At 45.2% G+C, this 20,235-nt stretch carries 15 protein-coding genes; 11 read left to right on the top strand and 4 right to left on the bottom strand.

Going from position 1 to position 20,235, the window contains the following annotated elements:
- Positions 1–11: 11 nt before the first annotated feature.
- The 5 genes from copA to MKY50_RS17190 all read left to right on the top strand — a co-directional run bounded on the left by copA (position 12) and on the right by MKY50_RS17190 (position 6,698).
- Positions 12–2,423 (top strand): copper-exporting P-type ATPase CopA, encoded by a 2,412-nt coding sequence (gene copA / locus MKY50_RS17210; protein ID WP_341116997.1) that lies wholly within the window; start codon positions 12–14, stop codon positions 2,421–2,423.
- 158 nt (positions 2,424–2,581) lie between these two features.
- Entirely contained in the window at positions 2,582–4,690 is a 2,109-nt protein-coding gene (locus MKY50_RS17205; RefSeq protein WP_341116995.1) for a heavy metal translocating P-type ATPase, read from the top strand.
- A gap of 119 nt (positions 4,691–4,809) precedes the next feature.
- Positions 4,810–5,478 (top strand): disulfide bond formation protein BdbD, encoded by a 669-nt coding sequence (gene bdbD / locus MKY50_RS17200; protein ID WP_003228414.1) that lies wholly within the window; start codon positions 4,810–4,812, stop codon positions 5,476–5,478.
- 4 nt (positions 5,479–5,482) lie between these two features.
- A complete protein-coding gene (locus MKY50_RS17195) occupies positions 5,483–5,899 on the top strand; it encodes a disulfide oxidoreductase (protein WP_003228417.1) in 417 nt (138 codons plus the stop codon).
- Between the two features lie 187 nt (positions 5,900–6,086).
- Positions 6,087–6,698 carry a trimeric intracellular cation channel family protein gene (locus tag MKY50_RS17190; RefSeq protein ID WP_003228419.1) on the top strand — a complete coding sequence of 204 codons (612 nt, stop codon included), beginning with the start codon at positions 6,087–6,089 and terminating at the stop codon, positions 6,696–6,698.
- Between the two features lie 109 nt (positions 6,699–6,807).
- Here the strand turns inward: MKY50_RS17190 and MKY50_RS17185 are convergent, their stop codons facing one another.
- The gene (locus MKY50_RS17185; protein WP_042974768.1) at positions 6,808–7,242 is read right to left on the bottom strand and encodes a hypothetical protein; all 435 of its coding nucleotides are present in this window, start codon (positions 7,240–7,242) and stop codon (positions 6,808–6,810) included.
- 577 nt (positions 7,243–7,819) lie between these two features.
- Between MKY50_RS17185 and helD the strand changes: the two genes are divergently transcribed.
- The 4 genes from helD to MKY50_RS17165 all read left to right on the top strand — a co-directional run bounded on the left by helD (position 7,820) and on the right by MKY50_RS17165 (position 16,134).
- Positions 7,820–10,144, top strand: a complete 2,325-nt coding sequence (gene helD, locus MKY50_RS17180) for a DNA helicase IV (protein WP_341116993.1) — start codon at positions 7,820–7,822, stop codon at positions 10,142–10,144.
- A gap of 170 nt (positions 10,145–10,314) precedes the next feature.
- Positions 10,315–12,126, top strand: coding sequence for an assimilatory sulfite reductase (NADPH) flavoprotein subunit (locus MKY50_RS17175; RefSeq protein WP_341116992.1), 1,812 nt, complete (start codon positions 10,315–10,317; stop codon positions 12,124–12,126).
- 25 nt (positions 12,127–12,151) lie between these two features.
- On the top strand, positions 12,152–13,867 hold the full coding sequence (cysI, locus tag MKY50_RS17170; protein ID WP_003243849.1) for an assimilatory sulfite reductase (NADPH) hemoprotein subunit: 1,716 nt from the start codon (positions 12,152–12,154) through the stop codon (positions 13,865–13,867).
- Between the two features lie 254 nt (positions 13,868–14,121).
- Complete coding sequence (locus MKY50_RS17165) at positions 14,122–16,134, top strand: Na+/H+ antiporter (protein WP_124059098.1); 2,013 nt, start codon at positions 14,122–14,124, stop codon at positions 16,132–16,134.
- Between the two features lie 44 nt (positions 16,135–16,178).
- Here MKY50_RS17165 and yvgO read toward each other — a convergent pair whose 3' ends face one another.
- Entirely contained in the window at positions 16,179–16,664 is a 486-nt protein-coding gene (gene yvgO, locus MKY50_RS17160; protein ID WP_014480858.1) for a stress response protein YvgO, read from the bottom strand.
- 222 nt (positions 16,665–16,886) lie between these two features.
- Between yvgO and pgoN the strand changes: the two genes are divergently transcribed.
- The gene (gene pgoN / locus MKY50_RS17155; RefSeq protein ID WP_029318405.1) at positions 16,887–17,717 is read left to right on the top strand and encodes a glyoxal/methylglyoxal reductase; all 831 of its coding nucleotides are present in this window, start codon (positions 16,887–16,889) and stop codon (positions 17,715–17,717) included.
- Positions 17,718–17,747: 30 nt separating this feature from the next.
- Here pgoN and modB read toward each other — a convergent pair whose 3' ends face one another.
- Complete coding sequence (gene modB, locus MKY50_RS17150) at positions 17,748–18,440, bottom strand: molybdate ABC transporter permease subunit (protein WP_154217723.1); 693 nt, start codon at positions 18,438–18,440, stop codon at positions 17,748–17,750.
- Positions 18,412–19,194 (bottom strand): molybdate ABC transporter substrate-binding protein, encoded by a 783-nt coding sequence (modA, locus tag MKY50_RS17145; RefSeq protein WP_341116990.1) that lies wholly within the window; start codon positions 19,192–19,194, stop codon positions 18,412–18,414. The genes modB and modA overlap by 29 nt, the downstream gene beginning before the upstream one ends.
- A gap of 110 nt (positions 19,195–19,304) precedes the next feature.
- Here modA and MKY50_RS17140 point away from each other — a divergent pair, with 110 nt between their 5' ends.
- The gene (locus MKY50_RS17140; RefSeq protein WP_340958437.1) at positions 19,305–20,231 is read left to right on the top strand and encodes a substrate-binding domain-containing protein; all 927 of its coding nucleotides are present in this window, start codon (positions 19,305–19,307) and stop codon (positions 20,229–20,231) included.
- Positions 20,232–20,235: the final 4 nt, after the last annotated feature.

The raw sequence follows: 20,235 nt of genomic DNA, 5'->3' as shown, positions 1-20,235 counted from the left end.
GAGTGAGTATGTTGAGTGAACAAAAGGAAATCGCGATGCAGGTCTCTGGTATGACCTGTGCGGCATGTGCTGCCAGAATTGAAAAAGGACTGAAGCGGATGCCCGGTGTCACGGATGCAAATGTTAATCTGGCAACGGAAACATCAAATGTAATCTACGATCCTGCTGAAACAGGGACTGCAGCGATTCAAGAAAAAATAGAAAAGCTGGGCTATCACGTCGTTACAGAAAAAGCTGAATTCGATATTGAAGGCATGACCTGTGCGGCTTGCGCCAATCGGATTGAAAAACGGCTTAACAAAATAGAAGGCGTCGCAAATGCTCCAGTAAACTTCGCTTTAGAAACAGTTACGGTCGAATACAATCCAAAAGAAGCGTCTGTCAGCGATTTGAAAGAAGCGGTAGATAAGCTTGGATATAAGCTAAAGTTGAAGGGTGAACAGGACAGTGAGGCTGCTGCTGCTAAAAAGAAAGAAGAAAGGAAGCAAACGGCGAGACTGATTTTTTCAGCTGTCCTGTCGTTTCCATTGCTTTGGGCGATGGTGAGCCATTTTACATTTACATCATTCATTTGGGTACCGGATATATTTCTCAATCCGTGGATGCAGTTTGCGCTGGCGACACCAGTCCAGTTTCTGATCGGCTGGCCGTTTTATGTGGGTGCTTATAAGGCGCTCAGAAATAAAAGCGCCAATATGGATGTATTGGTCGCCCTCGGTACGACGGCTGCTTACGCTTATAGTCTTTACCTTACTTTTCAAAGCCTTGGCTCTCACGGGCATACAGAAGGTCTTTACTATGAAACAAGCGCGATTTTGCTGACGCTGATTTTATTAGGCAAGTTGTTTGAAACAAAAGCAAAAGGCCGTTCCTCGGATGCGATTAAAAAGCTGATGAAGCTTCAAGCGAAAACAGCGACTGTTGTAAGAGACGGACAGGAGCAAATCATCCCGATCGACGAAGTGCTTGTTAATGACATTGTTTACGTCAAACCTGGCGAACGAATTCCTGTCGACGGAGAAGTGGTTGAAGGCCGTTCAGCGGTTGACGAATCGATGATTACAGGAGAAAGTCTTCCTGTTGACAAAAATCCTGGTGACAGCGTGACAGGTTCAACCGTTAACGCAAACGGCTTTCTGAAAATTAAAGCTGTCAACGTCGGAAAGGATACTGCGCTTTCTCATATCATCAAAATTGTTGAGGAAGCACAAGGGTCAAAAGCACCGATCCAGCGTCTCGCTGACCAGATTTCAGGCATTTTTGTACCCATTGTATTGGGGATTGCCGTTCTCACTTTTCTCATTTGGTACCTTTGGGCGGCTCCTGGCGATTTTGCTGAAGCGATCAGCAAGTTCATTGCGGTTCTTGTCATTGCCTGTCCTTGCGCCCTCGGTCTTGCCACTCCGACGAGCATAATGGCTGGATCCGGACGCGCTGCTGAATTCGGGATTTTATTTAAAGGCGGCGAGCATTTAGAAAAAACACATCGTCTCGATACCATTGTTCTTGATAAAACCGGAACCGTGACAAACGGGAAGCCGCATCTGACAGATGCCATTCCATTCGGCCATTTTGAAGAAAAAGATTTGCTTCAATTTGCAGCGGCAGCGGAAACGGGATCAGAGCATCCGCTTGGCGAAGCGATTATTGCTGGCGTGAAAGATAAAGGGCTTGAGATACCGAAACTTACCCGCTTTGAAGCAAAAGTCGGCGCAGGCATTTTGGCTGAAGCCGGAGGAAAAAGCATTCTCGTCGGCACAAGAAAATTAATGGAGAGCGAACAGGTTGAGCATGGGGCTCTTCTCGCCCAAATGGAAGAGCTAGAGGCCGAAGGGAAAACAGTTATGCTTGTATCCATTGATGGAGAAGCAGCGGGGCTAGTAGCAGTTGCAGATACGATTAAGGATACGTCGCGGAAGGCTGTTGCCCGTCTGAAAGAGTTGGGCCTTGATGTCATCATGATGACAGGAGACAATCGCAGAACCGCAGAAGCCATCGCGAAGGAAGCGGGAATTGCGAATATCATTGCGGAAGTCCTTCCTGAACAAAAGGCGGCGGAAATCGCCCGCTTGCAAAAAGAAGGCCGCCAGACAGCAATGGTAGGCGACGGAATTAACGATGCGCCGGCGCTTGCCACAGCTGACATCGGCATGGCGATTGGAACTGGCACGGACATTGCCATGGAAACAGCAGACATTACACTTATTCGCGGCGATCTAAACAGCATTGCTGACGCAATCCGCATGAGCAGATTGACAATGAAAAACATTAAACAAAACTTATTCTGGGCGCTTGGCTATAACAGCCTCGGCATCCCAATCGCAGCACTTGGATTTTTAGCACCGTGGATAGCAGGAGCAGCAATGGCATTCAGCTCCGTTTCCGTTGTTCTGAATGCTCTTCGTCTGCAGAAAGTAAAATGAAAAACCGGCTATATGCCGGTTTTTGTTTTTCATTGACACTTTCTTGGAAAACAACATATAATAGGTGTAACTATTATATGAGTATATGCTCATATATTATAAAGAATGCAATACTCATTGATACGCTTTGAAGAGGGAACCCTAAATCGGAAGGTAAGGTGAGACTAGTGAAACAGGAATACGTTCTGGACGGTTTGGATTGCAGCAATTGTGCCCGAAAAATCGAAAATGGAGTCAAAGGCATAAAAGGCATTGACGGATGCGCGGTAAATTTTGCGGCAAGCACCTTAACTGTCTCAGCCGATGGGAAAGAAGAGCAATGGGTCACGAATAAAGTAGAGAAAAAAGTGAAATCAATTGATCCGCATGTAACGGTTCGCCAAAAGCATAAAAAGAAATCAGCTGATGATGGCTATCGTAATCGAATGGTCAATATGCTGATCAGAATGGCGGCGGCTGTCATTCTCGGCGCAGCGGCATATTTGGTTCATTCGGGAACCATTGAATTTTTCCTTTTCCTCGGTGCTTATTTGATCATCGGCGGTGACATTATGATCCGCGCAGTCAAAAACATCATCCGCGGTCAGGTGTTTGATGAGCATTTCTTAATGGCTCTTGCCACAATCGGCGCTTTTCTGATTCAGCAATACCCTGAGGGGGTCGCCGTAATGCTGTTTTATCAAATCGGTGAGCTTTTTCAAGGAGCCGCGGTCAGCCGTTCCAGAAAATCAATTAGTGCGTTAATGGACATACGGCCTGATTACGCCAATCTCAAAACAAAGAACGGCATCGAACAGGTTTCCCCGGAGGACGTTCAGACAGGAGACATCATTGTGGTTAATCCGGGAGAAAGCATACCCTTGGACGGTAAGGTCGTGCAAGGGTCAGCGATGGTTGATACATCTGCGTTGACAGGTGAGTCCGTTCCGAGAAAAGCTGCGGAAGGACAAGATGTAATGTCAGGCTTTATCAATCAAAACGGCGTTCTGCATATTGAAGTCACAAAGGGCTATCAGGAATCAGCAGTATCAAAAATATTAGACTTGGTTCAGAATGCGAGCAGCCGTAAAGCCCGGACAGAAAACTTTATCACGAAGTTTGCCAAGTATTATACACCTGCTGTTGTGATCATTGCGGTATTGCTGGCCTTTGTTCCGCCGCTTGTTCTTTCTGGCGCCGCGCTTTCCGATTGGGTGTACCGCGCGCTTATCTTTTTAGTGATTTCTTGTCCTTGTGCGCTTGTTGTCTCTATTCCGCTCGGTTTCTTCGGCGGAATCGGAGCGGCCTCAAAGGCCGGAGTGCTTGTAAAGGGAAGCAATTATTTAGAAGCTTTGAATCAAGTCAAATACGCTGTGTTTGATAAAACGGGAACATTAACAAAAGGCAGCTTTGAAGTGACAGAAATCAAACCTGCGGAAGGTTTTACAAAGGATAGATTACTTGAAGCGGCGGCATACGCTGAGCTTCATTCACAGCATCCGATTGCTGAATCTGTGCGTAAAGCTTACGGGAAAATGCTTTCCTCCGATGAGATAGAGTCATACGAAGAAATCTCTGGCCACGGCATTTTTGCAAAGGTAAATGGAACTGAGATCCTTGCTGGGAATAAAAAGCTCATGGAAAGAGAACAAATTGAGGATGTCCCGGATGAAAATGCTGGAACAATCGTACACGTTGCTGTTGATCAACGCTATGCCGGAGCAATCATCATAGCGGATGAGATAAAGGAAGACGCAGCACAAGCGGTTGCTGATCTGAAGTCGCTTGGGATCAAACAGACAGCTATGCTGACGGGTGATTCGAAACAAACGGGAGAAGCCGTCGGAAAACAGCTTGGGATTGGTGAGGTATATGCAGAGCTGCTGCCGCAAGATAAAGTCGCGCAGGTCGAAGCATTAGAAGCTAAGCTTTTGCCTAATGAAAAACTCATTTTTGTCGGTGACGGTATCAATGATACACCAGTGCTTGCCCGCGCAGATATAGGGATCGCGATGGGAGGCCTTGGCTCAGATGCCGCGGTAGAAGCCGCAGACATCGTGCTAATGACAGATCAGCCGTCAAAAATTGCGGAAGCGATTCGGATTGCGAAACGGACACGGCGAATCGTGTGGCAAAACATCGGCTTTGCTTTAGGTGTGAAAGCGATCTTTCTCATTCTTGGTGCATTTGGAATTGCGACCATGTGGGAAGCGGTTTTCTCAGATGTCGGCGTTACACTGCTTGCTGTGGCGAACGCCATGCGCGTCATGCGTCTCAAAAACAAATAAATTGTCGGAGAGAATTCATTTTTTCGGGGTTTTCTTATCAGCGCTTGTCTTGTTAAAATAAAGAAGTGGGTCAATTGCGATCCGCTTCTTTTTTAATTTTAAAACGATGAGGTGTCGGAGTGAAAAAGAAACAGCAGTCTTCTGCGAAATTCGCGGTCATCCTTACGGTTGTGGTTGTTGTATTGCTAGCAGCCATTGTCATCATTAATAACAAAACGGAACAAGGCAATGATGCGGTTTCCGGACAGCCGTCTATCAAAGGGCAGCCTGTGCTTGGCAAGGACGATGCACCGGTAACTGTAGTAGAATTCGGAGATTACAAATGTCCGTCTTGCAAGGTGTTTAACAGTGACATCTTTCCAAAAATACAAAAAGACTTTATTGATAAGGGCGATGTGAAATTTTCTTTCGTGAACGTCATGTTCCATGGAAAAGGTTCAAGATTAGCGGCTCTTGCATCTGAAGAAGTATGGAAGGAAGACCCTGACTCTTTCTGGGATTTCCATGAAAAGCTGTTCGAAAAACAGCCGGATACGGAACAGGAATGGGTAACCCCAGGCCTCCTTGGTGATCTTGCAAAAAGCACCACAAAGATAAAACCTGAGACGCTCAAGGAAAATCTTGATAAGGAAACATTCGCTTCTCAAGTGGAAAAGGATTCTGACCTTAATCAAAAAATGAACATACAGGCAACACCGACGATTTACGTCAATGATAAAGTGATCAAAAATTTTGCGGATTATGATGAAATCAAAGAGACAATAGAAAAAGAGCTGAAAGGGAAGTAACAATATGAAAAATAGAATCGTATTTTTATATGCTTCCTGGGTTGTGGCTCTTATCGCTATGCTGGGCAGCCTGTATTTCAGTGAAATCAGAAAGTTTATTCCATGTGAACTGTGCTGGTACCAGCGTATCCTCATGTATCCGCTCGTCCTGATTTTAGGCATCGCCACCTTTCAAGGGGACACACGAGTGAAAAAATATGTGCTCCCGATGGCGATTATTGGGGCATTCATTTCGATCATGCATTATTTAGAGCAAAAAGTGCCCGGCTTTAGCGGCATTAAGCCATGTGTCAGCGGCGTGCCGTGCTCAGGCCAATATATTAACTGGTTTGGTTTTATTACGATTCCATTCCTGGCCCTGATTGCTTTTATCCTGATTATCATTTTTATGTGCCTGCTGAAAGGCGAAAAATCTGAATAACAAAAAAAAGCGCCCGCGTATGCCGGGCGCTTTTTTAATTTCGCAAACTCATGTCCATCAGCAATAGCCGTATTCCCTCTAAATTTATCTTTTTTTCTCATAAAAATGTTATTGATTTTACGCTGGAGCGATTATAAAATCTAGAGGTCGTCAGAAAATTTAACAAACATAAAAGGGAGTCATCAGAATGGCTTGGGAGCTGCTCAGTGTGATTGGCATCATTGCGTTTGCAGTCAGCGGCGCAATTGTTGCGATGGAAGAGGAATATGATATTTTAGGAGTTTATATATTAGGGATTGTCACAGCTTTTGGAGGAGGAGCGATCCGCAATTTGCTGATCGGTGTTCCGGTGTCAGCGCTATGGGAGCAGGGAGCGTACTTTCAAATCGCGCTTTTATCTATTACAATTGTGTTTCTGTTTCCGAAGCTGCTGCTGAAGCATTGGAATAAGTGGGGCAATTTATCAGATGCGATCGGCCTCGCTGCTTTTGCTATCCAAGGCGCACTGTATGCCGTCAAAATGGGCCATCCGCTTAGTGCCGTGATCGTGGCTGCTGTGCTGACGGGAAGCGGGGGCGGAATCATCCGTGACCTTCTTGCCGGGCGCAAACCGCTTGTGCTGAAGGCAGAAATTTATGCAGTCTGGGCGGCTCTCGGCGGTTTAATCGTCGGCTTGGGCTGGCTGGGGAACTCGTTCGGCTTATACGTTCTGTTTTTCGTGCTCGTTGTTTGCCGGGTTTGTTCCTATATGTTTAATTGGAAGCTGCCAAACCGTTCTTTTCGCTTAGATAGTCAGTAAAATAAAAGAAACCTCTCCATGACGGAGAGGTTTCTTTTATGGTAGCCTGCCGGGATCAAATAAAAAGTCCTTTTCGAATGCTGACCGCGCAGAGCAAAGCTATTTGAAATTAATAGGTAGCCCAAAAGGTATAGCTGATGGTTTTTTTAGTTCCTGTGTTAGTGAATTTGAATCTGTATTTTGTTTTGTAGCTTTTAGAAGCTTGTTTGTAACTTAAATTTGTAGAGCCTTTTTTCGTTGCGTAAAAAGTTTTAACATTTTTCCAGCCTTTATTTGTCTTTTGTTGCAGAGTTGCTGTAATTTTCCCGCTGCCTGATCCATTTGATGTCATGTTGGCCCAAGTTCCTCGTCCTGGATAATAAATATGAAAAGTTGGCGAGTAAGTATAGTTTTTAAATGAGCCCGAATGGTAATGAGTACTCCATATTTGACCTTTTTTAACCCAATCTTTAGCTTCCGCTTTGTTGTTTACTAGGTCAATTGACGTAAAACTTGTTACGGCTACGACGAATGCCAGCAACAACATAGATAGCTTTTTCTTCACTGAGTATTTCCTCCTAACTAATTCTGGTTCTTTCTTCATGTTCATATCATAAACCGAGAGAAATAATGTAACATCGTCCTATTCTCCCAAATGAAAAACTTTAATTTGTTGAAATATGTCGAAAATGGGTGAAAAATGACTATTTTACTGCGACTATAGATACGATAGCAGAGATGTAGTTGCTTTATGGAAGATGACAATAACAGCCAGTTTAGTCATTCTTCACGTTAGATGAACAGACAAATACGGTAAAGCTCTGCGGTGTTTTTAAAATGAAAAAGATATATTATATCGAAGATTGAAAGGAATAAGGAATCGATACTGATGAAAGAGAAGATTCGCAACCTAAGAAAAGCACGTCCAACAGTGATCAATGTGAAATCATAAGAGAAAAAACCGATTTCGAGTTGAAATCGGTTTTTTCTGCATATAAATAACCCAAACCTTGATTGGTATTGGGTGAATGTGCTAAGATAAATTGTATTTGCCAGTTTCGTCATACATTCTATATATGTATCCAATTATATTTTACAGTATTTCATCTATGTTTGTCAACTATTTTCTGGAGGTGCCGTTCATGAATCAGCAGGATAAGGAATGGAAGGAAGAGCAGTCGAGAATAGATGAGGTGCTGAAGGAGCTCGAAAAAAAAGAGCGGTTTCTGGAAACGTCTGCGGGCGGGTTGAAGCATGATATCATCGGATTAAGAAAAAGCTTTTGGGAGGATGTTAAGGTTAATTTTGATGATGCCCATGAAGCGATTGAAACGATGGCAAGCATTAAGCAGCAGGCAGAGCTCCTGTCTGATCGGGAACACAATCATCGGCGCATGGATCAGCAGCTCAAACGAATTCATCAATTAAAAAAATCGCCTTATTTCGGCCGGATTGATTTTATTGAAAACGGCGAGGAGCAGGCAGAGCGAATTTATATCGGTTTAGCTTCCTGTTTGGATGAGAAGGAGGAACACTTTCTGATTTATGACTGGAGGGCGCCGATATCAAGTTTGTACTACAATTATTCCCCAGGAAAAGCGGAGTACGAGGTGCCCGGTGAAACGATAAAAGGGGAAATGGTGCTGAAACGCCAGTTTATGATCAAAAACGGCGCTCTCAAGGCGATGTTTAATACCGATATGACGATTGGTGATGAAATGCTGCAAGAGGTATTAAGCCATCACTCCGATACCCAAATGAAAAACATCGTGTCTACGATTCAGAAAGAACAAAATCAGATTATCCGTAATGAAAAAAGCAAGATCCTGATCGTGCAGGGAGCGGCTGGCAGCGGGAAAACATCGGCTGCGCTTCAGCGTGTCGCTTATTTGTTATACAGGCACCGCGGCGTCATTGATGCCGGACAAATCGTTTTGTTTTCTCCCAACTTCTTATTTAACAGCTATGTATCCTCTGTTTTGCCTGAGTTAGGAGAAGAGAATATGGAGCAGGCGACGTTTCAGGAATATATCGAGCATCGCCTTGGCCGCAAGTTCAAATGTGAAAGCCCCTTTGATCAGCTCGAATATTGCCTGACCGAAACTAAGGAAGGCGATTTTCCAACAAGGCTTGCGGGAATCACATGGAAGGCGGGTTTATCCTTTCAGCAATTCATTGATGAATACGTCACACGGCTTTCCTCTGAAGGGATGATTTTTAAAAATATTATATTCCGCGGACAAAAGCTGATCACAAAGGAGCAAATTCAATCCTATTTTTACTCATTGGATCAAAATCACTCCATTCCGAATCGGATGGAGCAAACCGCGAAGTGGCTGCTGAGTGAGCTTAACAAGCTTGAGAAAAAGGAACGGCGAAAGGATTGGGTCGTTCATGAAGCTGAGCTGCTTGACAAAGAGGACTACTTGGACGTGTACAAAAAACTGCAGGAAAGGAAACGGTTCAGCGAGAGTACGTTTAACGATTATCAAAGAGAGCAGCAGCTGCTTGCCGCCATCATTGTGAAAAAAGCTTTCAAACCGCTCAAGCAGGCAGTCAGGCTCCTTGCATTTCTTGATGTTTCACAACTTTATTTGCAATTGTTTTCTGGCTGGGGAGGGAAATTTCAGGATGAGAAGATGGCCGTGATAGGTGAGCTGACCCGTTCGGCATTTACGGATAATAAATTGCTCTATGAGGACGCGGCACCGTTTCTTTATATGCAGGATCTGATTGAGGGCAGAAAGAAAAATACGAAGATCAAACATCTATTTATTGACGAAGCCCAGGACTATTCACCGTTTCAGATGGCTTACATGAGAAGTATTTTTCCGGCTGCCAGCATGACAGTGCTCGGTGATATCAATCAGTCCATCTACGCGCATACCATACACGGGGATCAGCGTATGGATGCGTGCTTTGAGGATGAGCCTGCTGAGTATGTTCGTTTAAAGAGAACATACAGATCTACAAGGCAGATTGTCGAGTTTACCAAAGCGATGCTTCAAGATGGAGCGGATATTGAGCCGTTTAATAGAAGCGGGGAAATGCCGCTCGTTGTCAAAACTGAAGGACATGAGAGCCTTTGCCAAAAGCTCGCGCAAGAAATTGGCCGGCTCAAGAAAAAAGGGCACGAAACAATAGCCGTCATCTGCAAGACTGCGCATCAATGCATACAGGCGCACGCCCACATGAGTGAATATACAGATGTTCGCCTGATTCATAAAGAAAATCAACCATTTCAAAAGGGTGTTTGCGTGATTCCGGTGTATTTAGCGAAGGGAATTGAATTTGACGCAGTGCTTGTCTATGATGCATCTGAAGAACACTATCATACAGAGCACGACCGCAGGCTTTTATATACTGCGTGCACCCGTGCGATGCACATGCTGGCGGTATTTTATACAGGTGAAGCCAGTCCGTTTGTAACCGCTGTGCCGCCTCACTTATATCAGATTGTTGAATGAAGAGAAGGGAGTCCTTCTCTTTTTTCTATTTACATGAAGCATAGCCGTTTTATCATTAGGATTCTTAATAGTTATCATCATGTAAATATATTTTACTTAAGCCTAGTATTCCGGTAAAGTTCAATTAGATGCAATTTTCGATCAGTTTATAACTTTGTGAGGTGGATACGTTGCAACTTCAGGTAATGAACAGTCCGTTTAATCAGGAGCAGGCAGAGCTCCTTAACCGCCTTCTGCCGACCTTGACCGAATCCCAGAAAATCTGGCTGAGCGGATACTTATCCGCGCAATCTGTTTCCGCCCAAGAAACTGCGGGTGCGCCGGCGGCAGCTGTGTCTGCGGAAGCACCGGCCGTTTCAAAAGAAGTGACCGTTCTTTATGGTTCACAGACGGGAAACGCACAGGGGCTTGCTGAAAATGCCGGCAAGCAGCTTGAACAGAGCGGTTTTCAAGTGACCGTCTCATCCATGAGCGATTTTAAGCCGAATCAGCTGAAGAAGGTAACCAATCTTTTAATCGTCGTCAGTACGCATGGAGAAGGCGAGCCGCCTGATAACGCGCTGTCGTTTCATGAATTTCTGCACGGAAGACGGGCGCCTAAGCTTGAAGACCTGCGCTTTTCCGTTTTGGCGCTTGGTGACAGTTCGTACGAATTTTTCTGCCAGACAGGGAAAGAATTTGATCAGCGCTTAGAAGAACTCGGCGGAAAACGGATTTCTCCGCGCGTTGATTGCGATCTTGACTATGATGAACCGGCAGCCGAATGGCTTGAGGGTGTATTGAAGGGATTAAATGAAGCTGGGGGCGGAACCGCCGCGCCTGCGCCGGCGGCTGCGTCTCAAACCGATGAGTCTTCGTATTCCAGAACAAACCCGTTTCGGGCTGAAGTGTTAGAAAATTTAAATTTAAACGGCAGAGGATCAAATAAAGAAACACGCCATGTGGAGCTGTCTCTTGAAGGATCAGGCCTGACTTACGAGCCTGGTGACAGCCTCGGCGTCTATCCAGAAAACGATCCGGAACTTGTCGAGCTGCTCCTTAAGGAAATGAATTGGGACCCGGAAGAAATTGTGACGCTTAATAAGCAAGGTGATGTCCGTCCGCTGAAAGAAGCGCTGATTTCTCACTATGAGATTACCGTTCTCACAAAACCGCTTCTTGAACAGGCAGCCCAGCTGACAGGGAACGATGAGCTTAGAGAGCTTTTAGCCCCGGGAAATGAGGAGAATGTAAAAGCCTATATTGAAGGGCGCGATTTGCTTGATCTCGTCCGTGACTATGGCCCATTTAGTGTATCTGCGCAGGAGTTTGTCTCGATTTTGCGAAAAATGCCTGCCCGCCTTTATTCGATTGCAAGCAGTTTATCCGCAAATCCGGATGAAGTGCATTTAACAATCGGCGCAGTCCGCTACGATGCGCACGGCCGTGAACGAAAAGGCGTCTGCTCGATTTTGTGCGCGGAACGTCTGCAGCCAGGAGACACACTGCCGGTTTATGTACAGCACAATCAAAACTTTAAGCTTCCGAAAGACCCTGAAACACCGATTATCATGGTGGGCCCTGGGACAGGCGTCGCACCTTTCCGTTCCTTTATGCAGGAGCGTGAGGAGACGGGAGCGGAAGGAAAGGCATGGATGTTCTTTGGCGATCAGCACTTTGTCACGGATTTCCTTTACCAGACAGAGTGGCAGAATTGGCTCAAAGACGGTGTGCTGACAAAAATGGATGTGGCGTTCTCACGTGATACGGAAGAAAAAGTATATGTGCAGCACCGCATGCTTGAACATAGCGCAGAATTGTTTGAATGGCTTCAAGAAGGAGCGGCTGTTTACATTTGCGGAGATGAAAAGCATATGGCGCATGACGTCCATAACACATTGCTTGAAATTATCGAAAAAGAAGGCAATATGAGCCGCGAAGAAGCGGAGGCTTATCTTGCCGATATGCAGCAGCAAAAACGCTATCAGCGTGATGTATATTGATTTGACTTGAAAGGAGTTTTTCAACATGGTGACCAAAATTCTAAAAGCACCGGACGGCTCTCCAAGTGATGTTGAACGCATTAAAAAAGAAAGTGATTATTTGCGCGGCACGCTGAAAGAAGTGATGCTCGATCGAATCAGTGCGGGAATTCCGGATGATGATAACCGCCTGATGAAACACCACGGCAGTTATTTGCAGGATGACCGCGACCTCCGAAATGAACGCCAAAAGCAGAAGCTTGAGCCCGCATATCAGTTCATGCTGCGCGTGCGTATGCCAGGGGGCGTCTCGACGCCTGAACAATGGCTTGTCATGGATGACCTGTCCCAGAAATACGGGAACGGCACATTAAAATTGACGACACGTGAAACATTCCAAATGCACGGAATTCTGAAATGGAACATGAAGAAAACCATTCAGACGATCCACTCAGCACTTTTGGATACGATCGCAGCCTGCGGAGACGTAAACCGTAACGTCATGTGTGCATCAAACCCTTATCAATCTGAAATCCACTCAGAGGTATACGAGTGGTCTAAAAAATTAAGTGATGATCTGCTGCCGCGGACGAGAGCATATCATGAAATTTGGCTTGATGAGGAAAGAGTTGCCGGCACGCCGGAGGAAGAAGTCGAGCCAATGTACGGACCGCTCTATCTGCCGCGGAAGTTTAAAATCGGTATTGCCGTTCCGCCGTCTAATGATATTGACGTCTTTTCACAAGATCTGGGATTCATTGCGATTGTCGAGGATGGCAAGCTGATCGGTTTTAACGTGGCAATCGGCGGCGGTATGGGAATGACGCATGGCGATACTGCGACATATCCGCAATTAGCCAAGGTGATCGGTTTCTGCCGGCCTGAGCAAATGTATGACGTTGCTGAAAAAACGATTACGATTCAGCGTGATTACGGCAACCGTTCTGTCCGTAAAAATGCGCGGTTCAAATACACAGTTGACCGCCTCGGTTTAGAAAACGTAAAAGAAGAATTGGAAAACCGTCTCGGCTGGAGCCTGGAAGAAGCGAAGCCGTATCATTTCGATCATAACGGCGACCGCTATGGCTGGGTGGAAGGCATCGAGGATAAATGGCATTTCACGCTGTTTGTCGAAGGCGGCCGTATAACGGATTACGATGATTATAAGCTGATGACTGGCTTGCGGGAAATCGCCAAAGTTCATACAGGTGAGTTCCGGCTGACAGCCAATCAGAACTTAATGATTGCGAACGTTTCAAGCGATAAAAAAGAAGAAATCAGTGCTTTAATTGAACAGTACGGACTAACTGACGGCAAGCACTATTCAGCACTTCGCCGCAGCTCGATGGCATGCGTCGCTCTTCCGACCTGCGGATTGGCAATGGCCGAAGCAGAACGTTATTTGCCGACCCTGTTAGATAAGATTGAAGAGATTATTGACGAAAACGGCCTTCGTGATCAGGAAATCACCATTCGCATGACAGGGTGTCCGAACGGCTGCGCACGTCATGCACTCGGTGAGATCGGATTTATCGGAAAGGCGCCGGGCAAATATAATATGTATCTTGGCGCTGCGTTTGACGGAAGCCGTTTAAGCAAAATGTACCGTGAAAACATCGGTGAAGCAGACATTTTAAGCGAGCTGCGCATCCTTCTTTCCCGCTATGCGAAAGAACGCGAGGAAGGCGAGCATTTCGGTGACTTTGTCATCCGCGCGGGCATTATCAAAGCAACAACTGACGGTACGAATTTTCATGATTGAGAAAGAAAGACGAGAGACAGGGAGTAGCTTCCTGTCTCTTTTTTCTGTAATTTGCTCTGCTGCAAAAAAGTTCACTGTGAGCATATCATGAGAAAAAATACCCTAAAAAGGGTACTATAAAAGAAGACAAGTGTGGAGAGAACTCCTGCAAAACCACATAGCGTATGCAAGGCCACCCTAGCTCAAGGGCTTTTAGACAAACAGATTTTTTGGCTCATCATGCCGACACACAACAGACGAAGGAGGTCATGCATTTGGACATATTTTTAGTTGTGCTCGTATTATTAACGATTATTGCGATTTCTAATATCGTGAACCGGTTTATTCCGTTTATTCCGGTGCCGCTGATTCAAGTGGCTCTTGGGATTCTTGCCGCCTCATTTCCACAGGGACTTCATTTTGAATTAAACACCGAATTGTTTTTTGTTCTTTTTATCGCGCCTCTGCTATTTAATGATGGAAAGAGGACACCGCGGGCAGAGCTTTGGAATTTAAGGGCTCCGATTTTATTGCTTGCACTCGGCCTTGTATTTGCGACTGTGATTGTAGGCGGCTACACGATTCACTGGATGATTCCTGCTATTCCGCTGGCAGCGGCCTTTGGACTTGCGGCCATTCTTTCACCGACTGATGTCGTCGCTGTCAGCGCATTATCAGGAAGAGTGAAAATGCCAAAAGGGATTCTTCGCCTGCTGGAAGGTGAGGGGCTGATGAATGACGCATCAGGTCTGGTGGCCTTTAAGTTTGCGATTGCAGCGGCAGTGACTGGTGCATTTTCATTAGCACAAGCGGCTGTCAGCTTTGTCTTTATTTCTCTCGGAGGCTTGCTGTGCGGGGTTGTCATTTCATTTTTGATTATTCGTTTTCGCCTATTTCTGCGCCGCCTTGGCATGCAGGATGTCACGATGCATATGCTGATTCAAATTCTGACGCCGTTTGTGATTTATTTGGCAGCTGAAGAAATCGGCGTTTCCGGCATTTTAGCAGTTGTGGCTGGCGGTATTACCCATGCGGTTGAACAGGATCGTCTGGAATCTACGATGATCAAGCTGCAAATCGTCTCCTCAAGTACGTGGAACATTATTTTATTTATTTTGAACGGCCTGGTCTTCGTTATTCTCGGCACGCAAATCCCTGATGTTATTTCTGTTATCTTTAACGACACTGCCATCAGCAACATGAAGGTGATCGGCTATATCCTAGTCATCACATTTACGTTAATGCTCCTGAGATTCCTGTGGGTGCTGTTCTTCTGGAACGGCAAATGGTTCTTTAATAAAGATCAAAACATCTATAAACCGGGTCTTCGTTCGACGCTGTTAATTTCGATTTCCGGTGTGCGTGGAGCAGTAACGCTTGCAGGTTCTTTTTCCATTCCGTATTTCCTGGAGGACGGCACGCCGTTTCCGGAAAGAAATCTGATTCTCTTTTTAGCAGCCGGCGTCATTTTATGCACGCTTGTCATTGCTACCGTTGTGCTGCCGATTCTGACTGAAAAAGAAGAAGAGGACGAGGAACGAAACAAGAAGCTGCTGACGGCGAGACGCAAATTGATCAAAACAGCCCTTCAAACGATTAAAGAGGACATGAATGAGACAAACAAAACGGCCTCTCTTGCGGTGATAGCTGAATACAATGAGAAAATGAAAAATCTTCGTTTTCAGCAATATACCTCATCTAATCGCATCAAAAAACACGAGCGAAAAGTCCGTGCGCAAGGGGTTAAGGCAGAGCAAGAGGCGCTGATGAAAATGCTGGAGCGGGGAGACATCCCGGAAGAAACAGCAAATGTGCTGCAAGAACGATTTAACGAGTTGGAAATTTTGTATGCGAACCCGTTTAAAGTTGGATTATCAAAAACAAGGCTCAAGAGGCTGATGTATTGGATTTTCTTCGGTGAACATAAAAAGCCGGAGATGTCGATTTTAAATGAAGCGGGATTGATACGGGCAACAAGAGTGAAAACGGCAAAAGCAGCGATAGAATATCTGGAAAAACATAAGACGGAAGAACATAAAGAAGTATTTTTATCTGTCATTTCGTTCTATAAACAGTTAATTTTCAGGCTGGAGCACAGCCATCATGAGCTGAAATCAAGCGCCCATTTTGAAAATCAGAAGCTGGAAGTAAAGCTGAAGGCTGTGCAGGCGATCAGAAATGAAATTCAAACGCTCTTCGAAGAGAGGGAAATTTCCCGGGACATTTCCCATGAGCTTCGCCAATACATTAATGATGTCGAAGCCGCCATGCTTGAAGGCGGCGAATAAATGCAGCAAAAAAGCTGGCGTTAGAGCGCCAGCTTTTTTCTATATTAAGGGCGATGAAATGCGACAGTGCTGCCATCCCGGTCGAACCAGCCTCTGAAGGCCCAGTTGATCCAGCCGCCATCGCCTTTGTTTGTAAAGGTTCCATCTTCAAATACCCAAATGCCATACGTAATGCCGTCGTAAACGGCTGAGCCGTAAAATTGCACACCGTTCAAATGATCTTCATATTCCTGGCTTAAATTAAAGACCATGACATTATATTTTTGGCCGGATGCGTAGAAGGAAGACTCCATGAGGTTTTTCACAAAGCCATCCCTGTTCTGTGCGGATTTGATGGCATCAGCGATCTGGTTGGCAATTCCAAGTACATCCAGATTGACGTTTAAACCTACATCAGCGGCAGTTGTTCCAGCAGCAGTTGTCTGCGACATCTTCGGAGCAGGATTTTCTTCAGCGGAAGCAAAGGACAAAGGGGCAATTGTCAAAGCGGCACCAAGAGCAAGTGTCATTGGGATACGAATACGTTTCAAGTTGTTTCCTCCTTTGTTTTCATTTGGTTACACTACACGCATACCCTGCTCAATGTATTTGTAATCTCAATATTGTTAAAATAGGAAAAAAATAGTGTTTGGATTTGCCTGTGCTGTGAAAAAAGAAGCAAAAAGAGGGTCTTAAGCGTATTATTGGTATCGGCTGAGAGGAATGTGAGATAATATAGACGCTTACATTTCAGTGAAAGGGTGGATGTTCAAGTGCCAACAAGTTTAAAAGATACTGTAAAGTTACATAACGGAGTTGAAATGCCTTGGTTCGGTCTGGGTGTTTTTAAAGTAGAAAATGGTAATGAAGCGACTGAATCAGTGAAAGCGGCAATTAAAAATGGCTATCGCAGCATTGATACAGCAGCGATCTACAAAAATGAAGAAGGCGTTGGCATCGGGATTAAAGAATCCGGTGTGGCAAGAGAAGAGCTCTTCATCACATCAAAAGTGTGGAATGAAGATCAAGGCTACGAAACAACGCTTGCTGCCTTTGAAAAGAGTCTGGAAAGATTGCAGCTTGATTACTTAGATTTATATTTGATCCACTGGCCTGGCAAAGATAAATATAAAGATACATGGCGCGCGCTTGAAAAGCTGTACAAAGACGGCAAAATCCGCGCGATCGGCGTCAGCAACTTCCAAGTTCATCATTTAGAAGAGCTGTTGAAAGATGCTGAAATCAAACCGATGGTGAACCAAGTTGAGTTTCACCCTCGCTTGACGCAAAAAGAATTAAGAGATTACTGCAAAGCGCAAGGCATTCAGCTGGAAGCGTGGTCTCCGCTCATGCAGGGACAGCTTTTGGATAACGAAGTACTGACACAGATTGCTGAAAAACACAATAAATCTGTGGCTCAAGTGATTTTGCGCTGGGATCTGCAGCATGGGGTTGTAACCATTCCAAAATCCATTAAAGAACACCGTATCATCGAAAACGCTGATATTTTTGATTTCGAATTGTCTCAAGAAGACATGGACAAAATTGACGCATTAAATAAAGATGAGCGTGTCGGCCCAAATCCTGATGAGCTTCTGTTTTAATCAAAAAACTCCCCGTTATGGGGAGTTTTTTTAGTGCGTTTTTTTCTGTTGAATGAAAAACAGCATCAAAAAGGAAATGACAACAATACAGACGACCCACGCCCAGGCAAGGGTATTGTTGCCGGAATCCAATGCGACATATATCGCCGTCGGCAGTGTTTGCGTAACACCGGGGATGTTCCCTGCAAACATGAGTGTTGCGCCAAATTCTCCGAGCGCCCGCGCAAGGCTGAGGATGCTTCCGGTCAGTAACGAAGGATAGGCAAGCGGGACGGAGATATGGATAAACACTTTCCATCTGCTAGCGCCGTCTACCATTGCCGCACCTTGTATATCGGGATCAATGTCAGCAAATCCGGTTTTGGCTGATTGATACATAAGCGGAAAGGCTACAACAGCCGAGGCGATCACAGCGGCCCACCAGGTGAAAATGACAGGCTGCTGGAAAATCCACTCGATGGCTTGTCCGATGAAGCTGTGCTTTCCGAAAATGACGATCAGAATAAAACCGACAACAGTAGGCGGAAGAACGAGCGGAAGCATAAAACATGTTTCGAGTGCCGTTTTTCCGAAAAATGATGCCCGTGACATCCATGCTCCAGCAAGTGTTCCGAGAATAATGACAGCAATTCCGGCAACTGCCGCCACCTGAAAGGAAAGCACAACGGGTGTGAAAAATTCTGAAGCGCTTATGCTACTTGGCAGTAAAGCCATATTTCTCAAATACTTTCATTGCTTCATCAGATTGCAGGTATTCGTAAAATTCCTTCGCTTCCTTACGGTGTTTTGTATCTTTTACGATTCCTAACGGATAGACAATTGGGCTGTGTGTATCTGCTTTTGCCTCGTCAATAATGTTGACCTTTTTCGAGACCAGGGCATCTGTTTTATAAACAATACCTGCGTCTACATTGCCGGTTTCAACATAAGAAAGAACTTGGCGAACGTCTTTTCCATACACAATTTTATCCTTCACTTTGTCCCATAAAGACAGCTTTGTCAGTGATTCTTTCCCATAAGCTCCTGCCGGTACGGATTCCGGAGTGCCAAGGGCGATTTTTTCTGATTCAGCCAGATTGCTGAAGCTTGTCACAGGTGAATCTCCGTTTTTCGGTACGACCAGCACAATTTCATTACCGACTAAATCAGTGCTGTCTTTTTTTGCGATATCTCCATCATCCACCAGCTTTTTAAATTTATCCTCAGCAGCTGAGAAGAACAGATCTGCTCCTGCTCCTTGAGAAATCTGTTTTTGCAAGGCGCCGGATGAGCCATAGTTATCTTGGATGGTTATATTTTGATGATCTTTTTCATAATTTTTTTGGATTTCCTCAAGTGCATCCTGCGCGCTGGCGGCAGCTGAGATGGTTAACGTTACTTTTTTCTCGCTGTCCGTTGAAGACTGGTTTGAAGAACAGCCTGCTACAAGCAGAAAAGCAGTTAAGGCTGCGATGAAAATAGAATACTTCTTAAACATGATTGCACCCCTTATCATTAGATATAACTAATTATAACTGATTATGTTTGGTTTATGTGGGTTTTTTTACATTCGGCGAAAAGGTATAATAAAATAGGAGAGTGATGATGATGAATGAAACCTCTTCCTATACGATAGAAGAAGTTGCAGGTCTGCTGAAGGTATCAAAGCTGACCGTTTATGACTTGATTAAAAAAGGCGTGCTGCCTGCTTACCGTGTCGGAAGGCAGATGCGTGTGGATGAAGAAGATTTAAAGCAATATAAAACGAATATGAGAATGTCTCAGCCCATCGCTGCAACAGAAGCACCGAAACAGGTGCAGGAGGCTGAGCCGGACGGCAGACCGAATGTCATGATCAGCGGACAGGACATTTCGATGGATCTTCTCAGCAAGCATTTGGAGAATGCCATTCAAGAGACGCCGCTCCGTAAATACAAAGGAAGCTTAAACAGCCTGATTGATATGTATCAAGGCAAGTGTGACATTGTCAGCCTCCATTTGTACGATGCTGAAACGGGCCAGTATAACGCTCCTTATGTAAAACGGATTTTGACAGGTGAACCTTTTTGTCTCATCAATGTCGTTCTCCGCAAAGCAGGACTGTATGTGCAAAAAGGGAATCCGAAAAACATTCAAGGCTGGAAAGACTTGAAAAGAGCTGATATCCGGATCATCAACAGGGAAAAGGGTTCTGGCGCAAGGGTGCTCCTTGATGAACAGCTTGGCTTGCTTGGTGTGAATCCGGCTGATGTAAAGGGATACGACGATATCGTGACTGATCATTACGCTGCCGCTTCACAAGTTTCAAGCGGACAGGCTGACGCGGGAATCGGGGCGCAGCACGCGGCACATATGGGCAGTGTTGATTTTATCCCGCTCATCGACGAACAATATGATATCGTTGTTTTGAAAAAAAATGAGCAGCTGCTCAAAGCCGTGAAGGAGATTTTGAATTCTGAGGACTATAAGGCGAATCTGTCTCATTTAAACGGCTATGAAACGAAGCTGACTGGCAAGGTGATGTTGGAAACATAAAAAA

The sequence above is a fragment of the Bacillus sp. FSL R7-0685 genome (genome assembly GCF_038002425.1).
GTDB lineage: Bacteria > Bacillota > Bacilli > Bacillales > Bacillaceae > Bacillus > Bacillus subtilis.
The sequence above is the reverse complement of the archived record's forward strand: the minus strand, read 5'-3'. Positions and strand labels throughout refer to the sequence as shown.